We start from the raw sequence: 17,654 nt of genomic DNA, 5'->3' as shown, positions 1-17,654 counted from the left end.
AGCCTGGTATGAGTGAGGCGTCGACGCCGCAGCCCAAGCCGAAATCCGGCGGGCTGGCGAAATTCCTGCTGATATCCGTGATTGTCCTGGCCGTGCTGGCCCTGGGCGCTCTCGGCACGCTCTATGGCGGCTACAAATGGCTGGAAGCGCAGTTTGCCGCGCCGGGTCCGACGGTCGAGGACACAATTGTGCTTCTTCCCCGCGGCTCCGGCCTGATCCGCATTGCCGCCCAGCTGGAAAGCGAAGGCGTGATCAGTGACCAGCGTATTTTCCGCGCTGCCGTCACGCTGGACCAGGGCGACCGCTCCCTGCGGGCTGGCGAGTACAGCATCCCCGCCGGTTCCTCCATGGCCCAGGTTTATGAGCTGCTGCGCTCCGGCCAGACCATCCAGCACTCGGTGACCTTCGCGGAAGGCCTGACCAGCGCGATGATCGTGGCCGTGCTCAACGAGGCCGACGTGCTGACCGGCGAGATCACCGAAATCCCGGCCGAGGGCACCCTCCTGCCAGAGACCTATCACGTGACCCGTGGCGCCTCGCGCCAGGACTTGCTGGACCGCATGGCGCGGGACCAGCGTGAATTGCTGGACGAGCTCTGGCCGAACCGGGCGCCTAACCTGCCGATCGAGACCCGTGAGGAAGCCATCATCCTGGCCTCGGTCGTGGAAAAGGAGACGGGGGTTGCCTCGGAACGCCCCGAAGTGGCGGCGGTCTTCATCAACCGCCTGCGTCGCGGCATGCGTCTGGAGAGCGATCCGACCATCATCTATGGCATCAGCCAGGGCGAACCGCTGGGCCGCGGTCTGCGCCGGTCGGAAATCGACAATGAAGACAATGCCTGGAACACCTATCAGATCCCGCGCCTGCCACCGACGCCGATTGCCAATCCGGGGCGCGAATCCCTGGCGGCCGTGCTGAATCCGGCCGAAAGCAGCGCGCTCTTCTTCGTGGCCGATGGCACGGGCGGGCATGTCTTTGCTGATACCTATGCCGAGCATCAGCGCAATGTCGCCCAATGGCGCCGTATCGAACGCCAGCGCCGCGCCGGAGGTGGCCAATAATGGCGGCCCTGTCCGGCATGACCGGATTTGCGCGCCTGGACGGCACGCAGGGTGATTGGCGCTGGGCCTGGGAAGTGCGCAGTGTGAACGGCAAGGGGCTGGAAGCCCGTTTTCGCCTGCCGGCCGGTTTCGACCGGCTCGACATCAAGGCCCGTGAATTGGCCAAGCAGCACTTCAATCGCGGCAATCTCCAGGCCTCCCTGACGCTGAAGCGGGAAGGCAGCGCCTCGGCCGTCACGATTGATCAGGACAAGCTTGCAGCGCTGTTGAAGGCCAGCCAGCCCTATATCGAGGCCGGTAGCGTGTCGCGCCCCAGCTTTGGCGATCTGCTGCAGATCCCGGGCGTGCTGGGCAGTGAAGAGATCACAGCGCCGGATGCGGCGCTCGACCGCGCCCTGCTGGACGGTCTGGACGCCACCCTGGCCGCGCTGAAGGCCGCACGGCTGGAAGAGGGCGCGGCCCTGGCACCGGTCCTGTCCGGTCATGTCAACGAAATCGAGCGTCTGACAGTGGCGGCCGGTGAATGCTCCGCCGTGCGCATCGACAGCATTCGCGACCGTTTCCGGGCCAAGTTTGCCGAACTCATCCAGGGTGATCTGCCGGAAGAACGGCTGGCCCAGGAAGCGGCGGCGATGGCCGTGAAGATGGATATCCGCGAAGAGCTGGACCGGCTCAACGCCCATATCGGATCGGCGCGCGACCTGCTTTCCGGCGGCTCGCCTGTGGGCCGCAAACTGGACTTCCTGTGCCAGGAGTTTAATCGCGAGGCGAACACTCTATGCTCGAAGTCCTCCGATTCTTCACTCACCCAGATCGGTCTTGATCTCAAGAACACGATCGACCAGTTCAGGGAGCAGGTACAGAATGTCGAGTGACGGCCATTCCGGACCGATTTTTCGTGGACGCCGCCGTGGCGTCCTGCTGGCCCTGTCCAGCCCGTCCGGTGCCGGCAAGACGACGCTGTCCAAGCGCCTGCTGAGCCAGAATCCCGATGTGGTCCTGTCCGTCTCCGCCACCACGCGCCAGCCGCGTCCGGGCGAAGTGGATGGTCAGGATTATCACTTCCTCTCGGTCGAGGACTTCAAGGACAAGATCGAAGAGGGCGAGTTCTTCGAATGGGCCGAAGTGTTCGGCCGCTATTACGGCACGCCGAAAACCCCGGTGATGGAAGCCGTCGAGGAAGGCCGCGACGTGGTCTTCGATATCGACTGGCAGGGCGCCCAGGCGCTGGCCGAACAGGCACCGGAAGACACAGTCCGCATCTTCATCCTGCCGCCTTCGCTGGAACTGCTGGAAGACCGTCTGCGCAAGCGGGGTCAGGACACGGCCGATGTCATCAAGGGCCGCATGGACCGCGCCAAGGACGAGATCTCGCACTGGCACGAATATGACTATGTCATCGTCAATGACGACTTCGCCCGGGCCCTGGAAAAGCTGAACCAGATCCTCCACGCCGAGCGCCTCAAGCGCATGCGTCATCCCTGGCTGGAAGACTTCGTCGGCGCCATCATGGAGCAGTAGGGCTTCAGCCCTGCGTGATCAGCGCGCCTTGCGCCATTCTGTGGCGAGGCGCTGGAAACCTTCCACATCAATCACTTCCGCCCGCGCACCCGGATCAATCCCGGCGGCGTTGAGCAGGTCCTCGGCGCTGGCCTTCGTCTGGCCGGCCGCCTGGGCCAGGCTGCGGCGCAGCGTCTTGCGGCGCTGTCCGAAGGCGGAGGCCGTAACGATGCCCAGCGCTTGGACATCGGCGAAGCGTTTCTCTTCCGGCAGCAGGTCCAGAACCACGACCGCGCTTTCCACCTTGGGCGGCGGAGTGAAGGCCCGGGCCGGGACTTTCAGCCCCATGCGGACATCACAGCGCGACTGCGAGATCACGGCGAGGCGGCCATAGGCTTTCGTGCCCGGCTGGGCGACGACGCGGTCGGCGACCTCGCGCTGGAACATGAGCACGGCCCGCGTCCACCAGGCCGGGTCCGCCTCCAGCCATTTGATCAGCAAGAGCGTGCCGACATTATAGGGCAGGTTGGACAGGATGACGCGCGGTGCATCCGTGGGCAGTAGCGCGTCCTCGTCCACGTCCAGCGCATCCGCCTGGTGCACGGTCAGGCGCCCGCCGGAGGCCTGGTTGATATCCTCCAGTGCGCCGAGAAAGCGCGGATCCTTTTCTACCACGGTCAGGCTCTTGGCACCGGCCTCCAGAATGCCGCGCGTCAATCCACCCGGGCCCGGTCCGATCTCGATGGCGTGGGCCTGGCTCAGATCGCCGGCCAAACGGGCAATCTTGCCGGTCAGGTTCAGGTCCAGCAGGAAGTGCTGGCCGAAGGCTTTCTTGGCGCCGAGATCATGCTGGGCGATGACATCGCGCAGCGGGGGAAGTGAATCCAGGCTCATCTCCGGTGGCTCGCAATCGCTTTGGCCTCGCGGATCGCGGCCAGCAGGCTGTCAGCGCGCGCCTCGCCCGTACCGGCGATGTCGAAAGCCGTGCCGTGATCGGGTGAGGTGCGGATGATGGGCAGGCCCAGCGTGACATTCACGCCGCCATGGAAGTCCAGTGTCTTCACCGGGATCAGGCCCTGGTCGTGATACATGCAGACCACCGCGTCATACGTTTTACGCGCCTCCTCGTGGAAGAGCGTGTCCGGCGGCCGGGCATCGCTGATCTCGATCCCTTCCGCGCGCAGTTGTTCAGCGGCCGGGTTGAGAATGCGGATTTCCTCATCCCCCAAACTACCGCCTTCGCCCGCATGCGGGTTGAGACCCGCCAGAGCCAGGCGCGGACGGGCAATACCGTAATCCTGCTTGAGCGCGTGATGGGTGAGGCGGGCAATATGCTGGATACGCGCTTCGCTGATCAGCGAGATGGCGCGCTGCAGCGGCTCGTGGATCGTCACCAGCACGACGCGAAGTCCGCCGCCGGTCAGCATCATGGCGGGGCCGCGCGGGCCTTCCAGCGGCGCCTGTGCCGTCAGACCGGCGAGAAACTCGGTATGGCCGGGAAAGCTGAACCCGGCGGCATACATGACGGATTTGGCAATCGGCGCCGTGACCAGCGCACTGGCTTCACCGTCCAGGCAATAGCGCACACCGGCTTCGATCGCGGATTTTGTGGCTGCCGCATGCGCCGGATTGGCCTGGCCCGGGATCACCGGCTCGCAGAGGGCAGCCTCGGTGCCCAGCACGGGCAGACAGTCGGCGAAATGCGCACTGGCAAGGGCCGGGCTGTCGATCGGAATGGGACCGGGCAGGCCCAGCGTGCTGGCTGTCCGGGAGAAGAGATCGAAATCACCGATGGCAGCAAACACCATCGGATGATGGCGCAGGCGCTGCCAGGCTTTCAGGATGATCTCGGGACCGACACCCGCCGGATCACCCATCGACACGACGATGGGTGGCTGGGCCGTCATTACTCGCGGATCTCGATGGTCGATTCGCGGCGCAGATCCCGCAGCCAGCGACGGGCTTGCAGGGAGAGCTGCTGGCTGCGCAGCTGGCTTTCCAGATCATCGCGCGACGGCACGCCCGGACCAGCAATCTGGCGGTCACAGACGATCAGTGCCTGCAGGCCGGCCGGATTTTCGATAATGCCGGTATTGCCATCACGGGACAGGGGCTCGAGCGCTTCACGGATCTGCGGCAGGACGGCATCGGCGCCGATCGTGCCAAGATTGGTGAAGATCAGGCCGTCGATATCGCTGGAGCGCTGCTCGGCGATCGTACAGGTCGGCTCATCATCCAGCAGGCGCTGCAGGTCGCGGCGGCTGTCTTCATTGACGGCGCTGTTGGGCAGGGTGAGCTGGACCAGGTCGTATTGCAGCGTGGTCGTGCCATCGCGCACGGAGACGAGGGCGATCACCATGAAACCACCGGGTACTTGGACCGGGTTGGACAGGGCGCCGCGGCCACCGGACTGGTCGAACTGGCGGCGCATCATCGGCATGATGGAGGCGACTTCCGGCTGCAGCTGCGAGGCCGTGATCCAGCCGATATCACCCCCGGACGCAGCCGACGGAGCGTCGGAGAACTGGCGGGCCAGTTCCGGGAAGGCGGCGCCTTGCTGGAGCTGGTTCATCACGGCGACAACACGCTGCACCGTGGCCTGTTCCTGACCGGGGCCGGGAACCTCAAAATACATTTCGAAAATGCGATATTGCGGCTGGGACGCGCTGGCGGCGAGGCGTTCCAGGGCCAGCTCGATCTGCTGTTCGGAAATCCGCACGCGCGAGCCGTAGCGGCCGCTCACCAGGATCTGCCAGGCGATTTCCGCCTCCAGCTGGTGACGCAGCGTCGACACATCGACGCCGGAATTCTGCAGATCGGCGATGATATTGTCGATCGTCGTATTGTTGCGCTGGGCCAGGTCGAGCAAGGAGGCGGTGATTTCTTCGTCCGCGACCTGGACCTCGAAATCGCGGGCGGCCTGCAGCTGCAAATGCTCGTCCACCAGGCCGCGAATGGCCTGGTCCTGGATGCGGGCCAGGGTAGCTTCATCGATCTGGGCCATGCCGGTCGAGGCGATGATCAGGCGCATGCGGTTGCGCACATCCACCGTGGTGATCGGCTCGTCATTGACCAGCGCAGCAACGCCTTCGGTCGACTGGGCATGGGCCGTCACCGGGCCGGACATGGCCAGCGCGGCAAACAGGACGGAAACAAGAATTCTGGCGCAGGTCATAAGCAATCGCATATCGGTTCGGCGCGAACATTACTCAAACTCGGCACAGGCGCAATCGCCGGGCACTGTTAGCTGTCGGGATCGACGCTGCCGAGCGTCAGGAGTGTAATCCGGAATTGGATGGATTCCGACGGTCCCAGGGCAGCAATTCCAGTATCCTCGCGTTGGTACAATATTTCAAATTGGGAGCATTCGTCTTCATACATGAACCCGATCTGGGAGCGTCGAGTGGTCTCGGCGTCTAGGTCGAGAACATTGTTTGTCAGCAAGCTCCAGGATGACGTCAGCTGCAGCGAAGCATTAAAACGCAACTCGCGTTGCGGGCCACGCCGAGAGACTGCTGCGTCGTCGCTAGAGTCGAGGTATCCAAGCGTGACACTGAGGCGCTCTGTGTCAAAGCTGGCGTCAAACTGCAGCGTGTTGACGTCGAAATCCTCGGTGTCGAGCCGGGTGGCAATCTCGAGGGCAAAGGCACCCCAATCGATTTCGCCGGTCACGACATAGTCCGACTGTTCCTCGAACAGGCCACTGGTGGCGGAGAAGACTGCATCACCGTCCAGACGTTCCGAGCGGCCGACAAAGGCGCGGGCAAAACCGCCGTCACCCCAGAAGGCCGTGGCACGCAGGCCATAATTGGCGCGCACGCCTTCTTCCCAAAGGTCATAGCCGGAGGCGCGGACGGGCTGGAAGAGCAGGCTTTCATCCAGGTCGAGTGTGAGGCTGTCCTCATTGACCAGGCGATTGCTTTCCGGATCATCCGTGGCGGCCACGAGTGAGACGACGGGTTCGATAATCGTGTCGACCGTCTCGCCACCCCGATAGAAGGGCCAGGAGACTTCCGTCCCGACCAGACCAAGCTGCCGGCTGAACGAATCGCTGTCCGGTGCGCCACCGGCCACGGGCAGGTCGCCCAGTTCGTAGTAGTCGACACGGCCGAGGGCGAAGGGTTCCACCACAAGGCCGCCAGGCGCGATCCAGCGGGTGCGCCAGTCCAGTGCCGTGCTGGCGCGGGTATAGTCCACACCGTCGGACCGGGTGAGCACAGTGGCATTCGCGTCCAGATTGACGCGGCCCCAGCCTTCCGGAGCGGTGAAGACCTGGCGCACGCTCATCTGCGGCGCGATCACCGGCAGCGTGTCGTCATTCACATTGGCCCGCACAGACTGGTATCCGGCCGCGATGACCGAGGCGTAGCGCGTCTCGGTGCGGTTCTCCAGATAGAGCTGGCTGACCAGCTGGCGGCTCAACGCCTCGATGGGCTGGCCGTAATCCTTGAGCGTTTCGGAGAAGTCGTAGCGGCGCAGATAGAGATCATCCTCGGAATCATGGATCCGCTGGATGCCGAACCCCCATCGCCAGTCCTCGGCGATCCGGAACCGGCCGCCGCCGAAGACATGCCAGCGCCAGGCTTCCTCGCCGAAGCGCTCGCCATCACTGTCGATATCGGTTTCATGCGTGACGCTGGCTTCGAAATCGACAAAGCCGGACCAGAAACGCTTGCGGTATTCGCCGTACAGGAGCGGATTGAAATTCCCCATATAGCGCGGGGCGATCACCAGGTCCTGGGAGGGCGAGATCGACCAGAGATAGGGCTGCTGGAAGACGAAGCCGAGGCGGGAAGACACGCCGACCTTGGGAAACAGGAAGCCCGAGCGGCGTTCCGAGGACGGGTCCGCATGGGAGAAGACCGGTGCATACAGCACGGGCACACCCATGAATTCGAACCGGGCGTCCCGGTAATAGATCATCTGCTCTTCAGCATCCTGGCGCACTTCCCGGGCGCGCAGGCGCCAGGTCGGCTCGCCTTCGCCGTCCTCGCAGAGTTCACAGGCCGTGTAATAGGCCTGGCGCAGGGTCAGCGACTGGTCGGCATCGCGAATGGCCGCGGCTGCGGCAAGCCGGCCATTGTTTTCCAGCAGGGAGGCAAAGCCCAGCGCCACGCCGGATGCGAGCGCCGAATCGAGCTCGACCTCGTCGGCATATTGCGGATAGGGCGTCTGACCGGTGATCACGACATGACCGCGGGCAATCACCCGGTCGCGTTCGGGATGGTATTCCAGCTCGTCCGCCATGAGGGTGCGGCCGTCCTGGCGCACACGCACATTGCCGGTTGCCAGATAACCGCCACCATTGAGGTCTTCCAGATGGTCCGCTTCCAGATAGACGGGTGCATTGGAGGACGGAGCATCCTGGGCGAGGGCAGCACCGGTCAGCACCAGCGCGCTTGACCCCATCAACGCAGCCGCAAAGCGGCGAAACTGCGACGCCATGCGCGTCACTCCCTCATCTTGTCCGGCCCCCGGCTGAACCGCCTCTTCCTGACTAGCCGATGCCGGTGGCTGCGTCCACGACGTCATCCGTCTTCCGTGGAGGCGATATAGGTGAGCGCGATCAGCGCGGTGAGCGCCGGTGCGGCCCAGGCCGCCGTGAGCGGCGGCAGGGCGCCCGTGGTTCCCATGGAGCCCAGCAATTCCTGCAGGAAGAACATCACGAAACCGGCCAGCCCGCCCGCCAGCGCAAAGGCTGCCGCGCCGCCCAGCCGGTGCAGGCGCAGAGTGGCGGCCGCGGCAATCAGCGTCGCTGCGAGCAGGGTCAGCGGCAGGGCCAGAAGGCTGTGCCAGCGCAGCTCATAGCGTTCCGTCGCCAGCCCGGCTTCACGGGCCGAGCTGATCAATTGCGGCAGGTCCCAGAAGGACACGCCTTCCGGTGAGCGCGAGCGTTCGAACAGGGCCTGACGGTTGATCTGGGTGGGCAGGGTTTCCTCCTGCAAGGTCCGCGTCGGCGCATTCGGTGAGCGTTCGACCGCGTCAATGATCTGCCAAAACCCGTCGCTCAGCCGCGCCTGGGCGGCATCAATGCGGCGGTCCAGATTGGGCACGCCATTTTCGTCGAGCGTGAAAATATAGAAGGTCGGGTCCATCAATTCCTGCCGGTTTTCCTGCAGGGCCGTGGCCGCAATCACGGTGAAACCGTCTTCGGAGGTCTCACGCAGCCAGATCGGTTCTTCCACACCCGTGGCGCGCTGGACATTCATCAACTGGTCGCGGCGGTTCTGGAATTCCGCACTGCCCATGGCGGCCAGCGGGTTCAGCGCGACGGCGCCGGCAATCCCGGCGCAAATGGCCAGCAGCATGGGCGCGGTCAGGATCCGCCAGGCTGACATGCCCGAAGCCCGCATCACGATCAGCTCGCTGCGGCGGTTCAGCCGGAACAGCGAGGTCAGGATGCCGAACAGGAAGATGAAGGGCAGGGTGGTTTCCAGCAGGGCCGGCGTCTTGAGCAGGGTCAGGCTCAACAGGTCCAGCGTGGACGCGTCCACCCGCGTGCCGATGGCGCGCGATTGCTCCACGAAATCCACCAGGATGATCACGGTGGAAATGGTCAACGCAGCCAGGCCCAGACCGGTCAGGGTCTGGGTCATCATATAGCGGTTGAGACGGCCCCCGATCATGCCGCCACCTCTGCCATCTTGGCATTGGCCCGGCGTTTGGGGCGCCGGCGGGCGGGCCAGTAAATGACCAGGATGGAGCCGAAAATCCCGGCCAGGGGCACCAGGTATTGGGCTATATTCATGGCACCGTCATCGGCGCTGGCCGATTGCACGCCGAACCCGACCAGCCGCATCGTCATGCCGGCTGCCACGCCAAACATGACGCGGCGCGAATACCCCATGCGGGAATGGTCGCCGCCCAGGAAGACAGCGGCGGCAATCAGGGCGAAAGCGAGATTGTAGAGCGGGGCGGAGAGGCGATAGTGCGCCTCGGCCCAGGCTCGTTCCGGTCCGCCCGTGCGCGCAATCGTGCCCGCATCCGGCCAGATCAGCTCGTGCAGGAAACGGTCGGATTCCTTGAAGAACATGGCATCGACCGGGCCGACGAAATCGCCCAGGTCGAACTCGGTACGGTCGAACGTACCGTAGAAAAGCTCTCCGGCCTCATCGATCTCCTGCCGGTTGGCATCGATCAGCACCATGATGGAGGAGGCGTCATTGCGCACGACAAAGCCTTCGCGCGCCGTGAAGGTGGCCTGGGAATTGTCGCGCGTGTCGTGGATCAGGATGTCGTGCATGCGGCCATCGCGATCCCGTTCGCGGGCATACATAGTCACGCCTGAGCCCAGCTGGGTGAAGGCCCCCGGCGTCACCAGGCTGGCCGCGACATCCGAGCGCAACGCATGCAGGCTGCGGCGCATTTCCCGATAGGCAATCGGCTGGACGAAGAGATTGATCACCAGATTGGCGATCATGACATAGACGGCCAGGCGCAGGATTGGCGCAATCAGGCCGAACCGGCTCATCCCGGCCGCCGAGGCGATCACGGTCTCACTGTCACCCGTCAGCCGGTTCAGCGTCGACAGCACCGCCACAAACAGCGCGAGCGGCACCAGCAGGGCCGTCAGCTGCGGCAGGGCCAGAACCGTGACTTTCAGGAAGGTGAAGGTCGTTTCCGAATAGCCGGAAATCAGGTCGATATTCGACAGCGACTGCGTCAGCAGGGCCAGACCCGCAAAGGCCGCCACGGCCACAAGCAGGGGCCAGAGCAACTGGTTGAAGAAATACCGCTGTACGAGAATCATGGCCGGGCTTGTGCTGCGTGATCCGCCTTCTATCTCACGTCGTGATCGGATACCACTTTCACGACACAGGATTTTTCCTCGAATTGCACGATTCGAGGCCGTAACAGACCGGAGAAGGATGCCATGAAAATCGAATTTGCCGCCGCCGGGACCCATGCCGGAGCGATCGCTGTTCCGGTTTATGCTGAGTCCACCCTGTCGGATGTGGCTGCTGAACTGGATGCGGCGACCTCCGGTGCGGTCAAGCGCGCCATTGCGGCGTCCCGCTTCACCGGCAAGCCGGCCCAGACGCTGGAAATCGTGGCGCCGGCCGGTGTCGAGGCGTCCCGCATCGTGCTGTTCGGCCTCGGTGAGAAAGACAAGCGCACCGCGTCCACGCTGGAAAAAGCCGGTGCGGCCGTTGCCAAACTCCTGCTGACCGGTGGCGAGACCCGGCTCACGATTGCCCTGGCCGGCGAAACCGATGCCGAGGGTGCAGCCCGTACGGGTCTGGGCGCCCGCCTGGCCGCCTACCGTTATGACCAGTTCCGCACCAAGCTGAAGGACGAGCAGAAGCCCTCGCTCGCCACGGTCACCATCACCGCCAGCGATGTTGCGGCCGCTGAGGCCGAATGGGCTGGCTGGGGCGCTGTTGCCGACGGGGTCGATCTGGCCCGCGATGTCACCAATCTGCCGCCGAACGTGCTCTACCCGGCCAGCTATGCCGAGAAGATCGAAGGCCTGGCCGAACATGGTCTGGAAATCGAGATCATCGGCGAAGACAAGATGCGCGAACTGGGCATGGGCTCCCTGCTCGGCGTCAGCCAGGGCTCCGAGTTCGAAGCCAAGATCGCGATCATGAAATGGTCCGGTGGTCCCGACGGCGAAGCACCGCTTCTTTTCGTCGGCAAGGGCCTGACCTTCGACAGTGGCGGTATCTCGCTGAAGCCGGGTGCCGGCATGGACGAGATGCGCGGCGATATGGGCGGTTCGGCCGCCGTGGTCGGTCTGATGCGTGCCCTGTCCGGCCGCAAGGCCAAGGTCAATGCGATCGGTATTGTCGGCCTGGTGGAGAACATGCCGGACGGCAAGGCCCAGCGCCCGGGTGACATTGTCACCGCCATGAATGGCACGACGATCGAGATCCACAACACGGATGCCGAGGGCCGTCTCGTCCTGGCTGACGTGCTCTGGTATGCGCAGGACCGTTTCGAGCCCAAGCTGATCATCGACCTCGCCACGCTCACCGGCGCCATGCTGATCGCGCTGGGCAATAGCCGCGCCGGCATTTTCTCGAACAATGACGAACTGGCCGACAAATTGTTCGCCGCCGGCAATGACAGCGACGAGCCGGTCTGGCGCATGCCGCTGGGTGCCGATTACGAGAAGCATATCGAGACCAAAAATGCCGACATCAAGAATGTCGGTGAGGGCCGTCTGGCCGGCTCGATCTCGGCCGCGGAATTCCTCAAATGTTTCGTCAATGACCGTCCCTGGTGCCATATCGACATCGCGGGCACCGCCATGGGCGGCATGAAGGACGACCCGCGCCAGCCGAGCTGGGGCACGGGCTGGGGTGTGCGCATCCTGGACCGTCTGGTCCGCAATAATTACGAGGCCTGATCGGCTTTCTGAACAAGGAGAGGGCGGCCGGCCGGTCGCCCTTTTTCATGAATGAGCGGCGAACTCTGGTTCTATCATCTCGAGCGCTCCTCGCTGGACGAGGTCCTGCCGGAATTGCTCGAGAAGACGCTGGCGCGGGGCTGGCGCGCGCTGGTGCGTTCGCCAGATGACCGCCGCCGCGAAGCGATCGACCAGCTCTTGTGGACCTGGAAGGATGAGAGCTTCATCCCGCATGCCCAGGCCGGAGAGAATGAGGATGCCCGCCAGCCTGTCCTGATCGCCGAGGACGAGGCCAATCCCAACCAGGCGCAATGCCTGTTCCTGCTTGACGGGGCCGAGCCGGTAAACCCGTCGGCCTTCGAACGTATGATTGTCATGTTTGACGGTCAGGATGAAATCGCCGTGCAGGATGCGCGCAGCCTGTGGAAGACCGCGTCGGGGCAGGGCATCACCGTGTCCTATTGGCGCCAATCGCCCGAGGGGCGCTGGGAGAAGAAAGCATGAAACACGCCTGGATCCTCCCGCTGGCCCTGCTGGGCCTGGCGGCCTGTTCCGCGACCGGCAATGGCATTCCGGACACGGGCAATGCACTGGACCAGCCGGTGTTTGACGGTGATGCCCTTGATGGGGATCACTGTGGCGCCCAGGCGCGTGCCTACCTCATTGGCCAGGCCATCGGCGAAGTCGATCTGGACTCGCTGGCCGGCAATATCCGGGTGATCCGCCCCGGCGATGCGGTCACGATGGATCACCGCCCGGACCGGTTGAATCTTGACCTCGACGCGGATGACGTCATCCTGCGTCCCTGGTGTGGTTGATCAACCCAAATAGCGAGTGTGTTCCATGAATAAGCGTCTGGCCCTGCTGATCGGTTGTTTTCTCGCCGGATGCGCGGTCACCACGCAGGCGTCCAACACGCCTTCGGACGCGCCGCAAATGGCCGACGCCCTGCCGCCCCTGGGGGAAGCCGAGGATGTCGGAGGCGGGGATGTCACGCCGCCGATCACCGGCAATTGCGGCATGGAAAGCCTGCAGCACTATGTCGGCCAGCCGCGCACCAGCGTGCCGCGCAGCGCCATGCCGGATCTCTACCGCGTTGTCGGTCCCAACACGCCTGTGACGATGGATTACCGGGCCAACCGGCTGACCATTCGCGTCAATGAGCAGGATGTCGTGGAAAGCATGGCCTGCGGCTAGCGGCGAACCGACATGAAATCCGCCAGATAAGGCATGGTCTGGCGCACTTCACGCCGCAATCTGTCGGCCTGGCGCGTATCACCGGTCATCGCCAGGGCTTCAGCCCGTGCCAGCACGGCTTCTTCCAGGCCCGGCTGTAGCTGCAGCGCCCGGTTGGCCTCGTCGAGCGCGGCTGGGCCCCGCTCTGCGCCCTCTTGCCGCGTCAATGTATAGGCAAGCCAGGCCCGGGCCATGGCAAATTCCGGGTCCTGGGCAATGGCGGCCCTGAAATGGGCTTCCGCAATCTCCAGATGGGCCGGTGAGGCCCGGTCCAGATAGGCCCGCGCCATGATGTATTCCTCATAGGCATCGATATTGCCGGTGGGACCGGCCAGCATGCGCTCATACAGGCCGGAACCGCGTGTGCCGTGGACGATCAGGGCGATATGGGTGGCGATATCAGCCAGCACCGTATTGAGTCCGGTTTCCGGCAGGCTGTACTGGCTCGACCAGATCTGGGTTTCATCCCGCGTGTCGACCAGTTGGACGCGGACGCGATAGCCGGTCTCATCCTGGCTGATATGCCCGTCCAGCAAGACATCGGCACCCAATTCACGGTGCAGCGTGCGGGCCCGACGCTCGGCCAGAGCATGGCTGGAGGTCCGGGAGACCGCTTCAAAACCGTCTATCCGGGCAATTGCGGAGGCCAGTTCCAGTTCCAGGCCGGAGGCGAGCCAGTCTGCCTCATCCGATCCGGACGAGAAGGGCATGACCGCGACACGGGAAAGGCCATCATCGGCTTCGGGCCAGAGCCGCCAGCCCGCCAGGGCGATCACCAGCAGGCTGATGACCAGTCCCGCCGCGATGGCGGCGCCATGCCTGCGCGGGGTCCGAATTTCCTTTGGACTTGCCGGCGCAGGCGTGTCCGCGAAGATCGCCGGCTGTGTCAGCCGATAGCCTCGTCCGCGATCTGTCGCCAGCAATCCGTTCGCGCCCGCCTCTTCCAGGGCGCGACGCAGAAGTTTGATGCGCTGTTTGACCGCGTCATCACTGACCTCCAATCCCCATGCGACGCGTTTCAGCTCTGCCAGGCTGACCGCTTCGGGGGCCGCCCCGGCGAGGCAGGCCAGAACCCGGAAGGACAGATCGGACAGTGTGATGTCCTGCTCGCCCAGCCAGGCCTGGCGACGCGTTGTGTCGAGGCGGAGTTCGGCGGCGCAAAGGGTCGGGGGCATCCAGATGTCTCGGGCTTGGGCCAGCCGGAAAGCTGGCGGAATCGAAGGGGTAACTCATCCTGCGCTTTGCGGTGCGCGGACAGGGTAGGGCCTGAAATATCACCCAATATCACCAAAGATCGCGTGTCCGAACAGCATGGTGCGATCAGGCTTCCGTCAATTGCGTTGAAGGGAGATGCGTATGTGGACTGGGTTTGGACTGGCCGCCATGGCTCTGGGTCTGGCTCTGGAGGAGGATGTCAGCACCTATGACACCTGGGGCGTTTGGGACCGGGATGGCCAGGCGCTGATTGGCTATACCTATCGTTTCGGGGATGCCGAACTGGTGCGGATATCCGTCGAAACCGGGACGGTTGAACTGATCACGGACAATGAGGGCAATGACTGGTTCCCGGATGTCACACGGGACGGACGCTATATCGTCTTTGTCTCGGACCGCGACTATGGCCCCTTTGAGGGATCGGACATTTACGTGCTGGACCGGGCCACGGGCGAGGAACGCCGGGTCACCCATGACGGCGCCATGAAGCTGGGGCTCAGTGTTTCCCCTGACGGTGAGAGCATCGTCTTTCCGGCCACCGGAGAAGGTGGGGCGAATGATATCTGGCGGGTCGGTTTTCACGGTGGTGAACCGGAAAACCTGACCCGCAGCGCTGAACTTGACGAGCGCAATCCGTCTTTCGGTCCTGACGGCCAGAACGTCTGGATGTCCGTGGGCGAGGCGGGTGCCGATCGTGCGACGGGAGCCGCTGTTCTCGCCTCGCTCGACCTGGAAACCGGCCTGGTGCGCGAACGGCTGAATCTGGGCGGTCAGGCGGCGTCGCCCCGTCTGAATGCGGCGGGAGATGTTCTGCTGACCTACCGGAATACCGCAGGCAATCGCAATATCGCCCGCTTCGATCCGGACACGGGCGAGGTGGTTGTCCTGACCCGGCATGAGGCGTCGGATCATGCGCCTTTCTGGTCGCCGGATGGTCATCAGATCAGCTTTTCCACCTATCGGTGGGGCGATAGCGAAATCTATCTGATGGCCGAAGATGGCAGCGGCATGCGGAATCTCACCCGCACGACAGCGGATGCCGACTAGGCGCCAGGCTTTCGTCTAGCCGGCGAACAAGTGCTGCAGCCGGTGGCTCTGTGCATTGGCAATGGAGAGGCCGTGGGCGGCCAGCCAGTCGGAGATCTGGTGAGCGGTTTCGCGCGCATGATCGGGGTCCAGATCCGGTCCGTCGAACTCCGGCGGATCCTCCGGATCGGGAAAGGCGCCGATCACCACATCGATCCGCAGATCATCCGATGTGTGGAAGGAATGGTCATGCCGTGTCGCTGCGGCGCCCGGTGCGTGCGGGCGTGCGCCCGTCCGCGGGCTGGACGCAACGGGAGCCGGGCGGTCAATCTTCATGACCGGCTCCAATTGTCTGGAATGCAGTGTGAAGGAAGGGGATAGCGGGCCTGGCAAGGCTGCTTGTCCGTAAGCGCTTCTGCGCCGTTATGTCAGCCGCCGGGCGGCGTCCCAAATCGTGGACGGTGCCCGGCAGCGCACCTGTGGATCGCATGATCCATCCACCTTCATTCTGAACGTGGTCATATCGTATGAGTGAAATGCAAATGGTTTGTTAACGAGACCACGTGGCGCCTTGACCCCAAGAGCACGGCTTGATTGTGTAAAGTTCCAACAACAAACGGGGGTTACACATGCCAAATCAAACCAGAAACAATCGCATGTCTGCGTGCGCGGCGGCGCTGCTGGCGGGATTCATGCTCGTCTCGTCTCCGGCCTTGGCCGAGGGCGTCGCGGACAAGGCGGGATCAGCGCTCGCCAAGCAAGACCCGGAAACGCCACCGGGGCCGGGGCCTGCGCCAACGCCGGATCCGACCTGGCCTCCTCTTCCGACCGAAACCCAGGAGCTCACAGAGCCGGAAGACCTGTTTGACCTGAATGGGGATGGCTGCACCAGCCAGGAGGAAACCACCCAGGCGATGAATGATATTGATGTCGCCATTCTGGGCTATACGGGCGACCACGCCTTGGGCAATGGTGCTGCCCTGGGTGGCGCGGCCTGGGCTGATTTCTTCCTCGGCCAATGCCAGGACTGATCTGACGGACACCCATCATGAGACGGCGCAGGGACTGCCTGCGCCGTTTCTTTTTGTGCGCAGGCCGTTGGCCGATTGGTCCGGGACGGTCGCTCCGGGCCCATGTGTTTTCGGCGCCTGAGTGGTGCTGAGGCAGGCTTGCGGGCGTCGGACAGGCATACTGGAGCAACAAACAGGTGTTTTGATTGCTTTGATGCTTGTCACATGCTTTCAGCGGCAGCATGCTCAAAACTCAAAAAGCTGCTGGAGGATGCCATGGCCGATGTACTGGAGCCGCGCGAAAGCCTGCGCCCGCAAACCATGCTGGCGAAGCCGGTGCCGATCGATCCGGCTTTCGAGGCTCCAGACCGGGTCATCGATCTGGTGCGTAGTTCTGCGCCCTACCGCCTCGCGGCAGCCGTCCATCGCACCCATGAGACGGGCAAGGATGTACCCTGGTTCCGCGTCTTCTGGGCGGCTGGCGAAAAGCTGATCGATCCGGCGGCGAAATTCGTCTTTCACAATGAACGCTTCATCGAGGCGGCCAAGGAAAGCTTCGGCGCGAAAGTGATCGTGCCCAGCTCCCTGATGAACAATCTCAACGCGCCCATGGCTGGCGGCGTACCGCATCTCGACCTGCCGCATTTCCGCGGCGCTTCGGGCTTTCCCTTCAACCTGCTCGTGGCGATGGGCTATTCCGGCCTCTTCCATCCCTGGGCCATTCCGATCGCCTCGACCCTGGCCTGGTTCTATCGCGGACCCGGCGGGGATTTCGACTATTGGCCGGACGGGCCGGACGGTGCCCGCCAGACCCTGTCCAGCCCGCTCTGGAACAAGGCCGTCGTATCGGACAATGAGTATATGTATCACCGCGTCGGCGGCGTCGGGCACGATGCCGATCATATGGCGCCGGGCTCGATCTCGCGTCAGGCCGTGCTGGAAACCGCCGGCGAGACGGACTGGATCATCCGCGATGGTGATGTCTCCATCCCGGTCACGGGCGAGGCGATGCGCCTGTCCATCCTGTGGAAGGCCTATGCCTTCGCCGATGAGCACGCCCTCCAGGTCTTCCGCGACAAGTCCGACGATCTCGACCTGCCCAAGGCCCTCGGCATCCTCTCCGCCGATCTCGACCGCCGCGGCCTCGGCCGCCTCAACATCGAAGCCGGCTATGACGACCCCGACAATCGCCGCCTGATCCTGGAGACCTATGTCGCCCCGCCCATCAATGATGCGTCGCGGAAGGTGGTGTGA

General features: G+C 63.9%; 18 protein-coding genes. 10 read left to right on the top strand and 8 right to left on the bottom strand.

The features are described from left to right. Window positions 1-8: 8 nt before the first annotated feature. The 3 genes from mltG to gmk are packed head-to-tail and all read left to right on the top strand — an operon-like array spanning window position 9 to window position 2,582. The gene (mltG, locus tag I0K07_RS11370; RefSeq protein WP_203293479.1) at window positions 9-1,061 is read left to right on the top strand and encodes an endolytic transglycosylase MltG; all 1,053 of its coding nucleotides are present in this window, start codon (window positions 9-11) and stop codon (window positions 1,059-1,061) included. Next, window positions 1,061-1,936 (top strand): YicC/YloC family endoribonuclease, encoded by an 876-nt coding sequence (locus I0K07_RS11365; protein ID WP_203293477.1) that lies wholly within the window; start codon window positions 1,061-1,063, stop codon window positions 1,934-1,936. The genes mltG and I0K07_RS11365 overlap by 1 nt, the downstream gene beginning before the upstream one ends. Continuing rightward, a complete protein-coding gene (gene gmk / locus I0K07_RS11360) occupies window positions 1,926-2,582 on the top strand; it encodes a guanylate kinase (protein ID WP_203293475.1) in 657 nt (218 codons plus the stop codon). Before I0K07_RS11365 ends, gmk begins: the two co-directional genes overlap by 11 nt. Before the next feature lie 18 nt (window positions 2,583-2,600). Here gmk and rsmA read toward each other — a convergent pair whose 3' ends face one another. The 6 genes from rsmA to I0K07_RS11330 form a co-directional block, all read right to left on the bottom strand. After that, window positions 2,601-3,455 carry a 16S rRNA (adenine(1518)-N(6)/adenine(1519)-N(6))-dimethyltransferase RsmA gene (rsmA, locus tag I0K07_RS11355; protein WP_203293473.1) on the bottom strand — a complete coding sequence of 285 codons (855 nt, stop codon included), beginning with the start codon at window positions 3,453-3,455 and terminating at the stop codon, window positions 2,601-2,603. Then, complete coding sequence (gene pdxA / locus I0K07_RS11350) at window positions 3,452-4,468, bottom strand: 4-hydroxythreonine-4-phosphate dehydrogenase PdxA (protein ID WP_203293471.1); 1,017 nt, start codon at window positions 4,466-4,468, stop codon at window positions 3,452-3,454. The genes rsmA and pdxA overlap by 4 nt, the downstream gene beginning before the upstream one ends. Then, window positions 4,468-5,736, bottom strand: a complete 1,269-nt coding sequence (locus I0K07_RS11345) for a peptidylprolyl isomerase (RefSeq protein WP_238934801.1) — start codon at window positions 5,734-5,736, stop codon at window positions 4,468-4,470. Before I0K07_RS11345 ends, pdxA begins: the two co-directional genes overlap by 1 nt. 68 nt (window positions 5,737-5,804) lie before the next feature. Beyond that, window positions 5,805-8,006: an LPS-assembly protein LptD gene (locus I0K07_RS11340; protein ID WP_203293468.1), complete on the bottom strand. Its 2,202-nt coding sequence runs from the start codon at window positions 8,004-8,006 to the stop codon at window positions 5,805-5,807. An 83-nt stretch (window positions 8,007-8,089) separates the two neighbouring features. Beyond that, window positions 8,090-9,187, bottom strand: a complete 1,098-nt coding sequence (gene lptG / locus I0K07_RS11335; protein ID WP_203293466.1) for an LPS export ABC transporter permease LptG — start codon at window positions 9,185-9,187, stop codon at window positions 8,090-8,092. Beyond that, on the bottom strand, window positions 9,184-10,311 hold the full coding sequence (locus I0K07_RS11330) for an LptF/LptG family permease (protein WP_203293464.1): 1,128 nt from the start codon (window positions 10,309-10,311) through the stop codon (window positions 9,184-9,186). Before I0K07_RS11330 ends, lptG begins: the two co-directional genes overlap by 4 nt. A gap of 123 nt (window positions 10,312-10,434) precedes the next feature. Here I0K07_RS11330 and I0K07_RS11325 point away from each other — a divergent pair, with 123 nt between their 5' ends. The 4 genes from I0K07_RS11325 to I0K07_RS11310 are packed head-to-tail and all read left to right on the top strand — an operon-like array spanning window position 10,435 to window position 13,110. Continuing rightward, window positions 10,435-11,913, top strand: coding sequence for a leucyl aminopeptidase (locus I0K07_RS11325; protein WP_203293462.1), 1,479 nt, complete (start codon window positions 10,435-10,437; stop codon window positions 11,911-11,913). 51 nt (window positions 11,914-11,964) lie between these two features. Then, window positions 11,965-12,417 carry a DNA polymerase III subunit chi gene (locus I0K07_RS11320; protein ID WP_203293459.1) on the top strand — a complete coding sequence of 151 codons (453 nt, stop codon included), beginning with the start codon at window positions 11,965-11,967 and terminating at the stop codon, window positions 12,415-12,417. Beyond that, window positions 12,414-12,731, top strand: coding sequence for an I78 family peptidase inhibitor (locus I0K07_RS11315; protein WP_203293457.1), 318 nt, complete (start codon window positions 12,414-12,416; stop codon window positions 12,729-12,731). Before I0K07_RS11320 ends, I0K07_RS11315 begins: the two co-directional genes overlap by 4 nt. A gap of 25 nt (window positions 12,732-12,756) precedes the next feature. Continuing rightward, window positions 12,757-13,110: an I78 family peptidase inhibitor gene (locus tag I0K07_RS11310; RefSeq protein WP_203293455.1), complete on the top strand. Its 354-nt coding sequence runs from the start codon at window positions 12,757-12,759 to the stop codon at window positions 13,108-13,110. Here the strand turns inward: I0K07_RS11310 and I0K07_RS11305 are convergent. Further along, window positions 13,107-14,324: a winged helix-turn-helix domain-containing protein gene (locus tag I0K07_RS11305; protein WP_203293453.1), complete on the bottom strand. Its 1,218-nt coding sequence runs from the start codon at window positions 14,322-14,324 to the stop codon at window positions 13,107-13,109. The two genes, I0K07_RS11310 and I0K07_RS11305, sit on opposite strands and share 4 nt — an antisense overlap. Before the next feature lie 181 nt (window positions 14,325-14,505). Between I0K07_RS11305 and I0K07_RS11300 the strand changes: the two genes are divergently transcribed. Continuing rightward, a complete protein-coding gene (locus tag I0K07_RS11300) occupies window positions 14,506-15,411 on the top strand; it encodes a TolB family protein (RefSeq protein ID WP_203293451.1) in 906 nt (301 codons plus the stop codon). A 15-nt stretch (window positions 15,412-15,426) separates the two neighbouring features. Here I0K07_RS11300 and I0K07_RS11295 read toward each other — a convergent pair whose 3' ends face one another. Further along, window positions 15,427-15,726: a hypothetical protein gene (locus I0K07_RS11295; RefSeq protein ID WP_203293449.1), complete on the bottom strand. Its 300-nt coding sequence runs from the start codon at window positions 15,724-15,726 to the stop codon at window positions 15,427-15,429. Between the two features lie 320 nt (window positions 15,727-16,046). Here I0K07_RS11295 and I0K07_RS11290 point away from each other — a divergent pair, with 320 nt between their 5' ends. Both I0K07_RS11290 and I0K07_RS11285 read left to right on the top strand, forming a co-directional pair. Next, window positions 16,047-16,421 carry a hypothetical protein gene (locus I0K07_RS11290; protein ID WP_203293447.1) on the top strand — a complete coding sequence of 125 codons (375 nt, stop codon included), beginning with the start codon at window positions 16,047-16,049 and terminating at the stop codon, window positions 16,419-16,421. Between the two features lie 255 nt (window positions 16,422-16,676). Continuing rightward, a complete protein-coding gene (locus I0K07_RS11285; RefSeq protein ID WP_203293445.1) occupies window positions 16,677-17,654 on the top strand; it encodes a hypothetical protein in 978 nt (325 codons plus the stop codon).

The organism is Maricaulis parjimensis (genome assembly GCF_016817355.1).
GTDB classification, from domain to species: Bacteria; Pseudomonadota; Alphaproteobacteria; order Caulobacterales; family Maricaulaceae; genus Maricaulis; species Maricaulis parjimensis.
Note: the sequence above shows the minus strand (reverse complement) of the source record. Positions and strands in the feature narration are given on the sequence as shown.

Bases quoted from the DNA above. Each gene is read 5' to 3' on its own strand.
- I0K07_RS11340 (WP_203293468.1), bottom strand. From the start codon at position 8,006: ATGGCGTCGCAGTTTCGCCGCTTTGCGGCTGCGTTGATGGGGTCAAGC.
- I0K07_RS11285 (WP_203293445.1), top strand. From the start codon at position 16,677: ATGGCCGATGTACTGGAGCCGCGCGAAAGCCTGCGCCCGCAAACCATG.
- pdxA (WP_203293471.1), bottom strand. From the start codon at position 4,468: ATGACGGCCCAGCCACCCATCGTCGTGTCGATGGGTGATCCGGCGGGT.
- I0K07_RS11305 (WP_203293453.1), bottom strand. From the start codon at position 14,324: ATGCCCCCGACCCTTTGCGCCGCCGAACTCCGCCTCGACACAACGCGT.
- I0K07_RS11345 (WP_238934801.1), bottom strand. From the start codon at position 5,736: ATGACCTGCGCCAGAATTCTTGTTTCCGTCCTGTTTGCCGCGCTGGCC.
- mltG (WP_203293479.1), top strand. From the start codon at position 9: ATGAGTGAGGCGTCGACGCCGCAGCCCAAGCCGAAATCCGGCGGGCTG.
- I0K07_RS11325 (WP_203293462.1), top strand. From the start codon at position 10,435: ATGAAAATCGAATTTGCCGCCGCCGGGACCCATGCCGGAGCGATCGCT.
- I0K07_RS11290 (WP_203293447.1), top strand. From the start codon at position 16,047: ATGTCTGCGTGCGCGGCGGCGCTGCTGGCGGGATTCATGCTCGTCTCG.
- I0K07_RS11295 (WP_203293449.1), bottom strand. From the start codon at position 15,726: ATGAAGATTGACCGCCCGGCTCCCGTTGCGTCCAGCCCGCGGACGGGC.
- lptG (WP_203293466.1), bottom strand. From the start codon at position 9,187: ATGATCGGGGGCCGTCTCAACCGCTATATGATGACCCAGACCCTGACC.
- I0K07_RS11315 (WP_203293457.1), top strand. From the start codon at position 12,414: ATGAAACACGCCTGGATCCTCCCGCTGGCCCTGCTGGGCCTGGCGGCC.
- I0K07_RS11320 (WP_203293459.1), top strand. From the start codon at position 11,965: ATGAGCGGCGAACTCTGGTTCTATCATCTCGAGCGCTCCTCGCTGGAC.
- I0K07_RS11365 (WP_203293477.1), top strand. From the start codon at position 1,061: ATGGCGGCCCTGTCCGGCATGACCGGATTTGCGCGCCTGGACGGCACG.
- I0K07_RS11330 (WP_203293464.1), bottom strand. From the start codon at position 10,311: ATGATTCTCGTACAGCGGTATTTCTTCAACCAGTTGCTCTGGCCCCTG.
- I0K07_RS11310 (WP_203293455.1), top strand. From the start codon at position 12,757: ATGAATAAGCGTCTGGCCCTGCTGATCGGTTGTTTTCTCGCCGGATGC.
- rsmA (WP_203293473.1), bottom strand. From the start codon at position 3,455: ATGAGCCTGGATTCACTTCCCCCGCTGCGCGATGTCATCGCCCAGCAT.
- I0K07_RS11300 (WP_203293451.1), top strand. From the start codon at position 14,506: ATGTGGACTGGGTTTGGACTGGCCGCCATGGCTCTGGGTCTGGCTCTG.
- gmk (WP_203293475.1), top strand. From the start codon at position 1,926: ATGTCGAGTGACGGCCATTCCGGACCGATTTTTCGTGGACGCCGCCGT.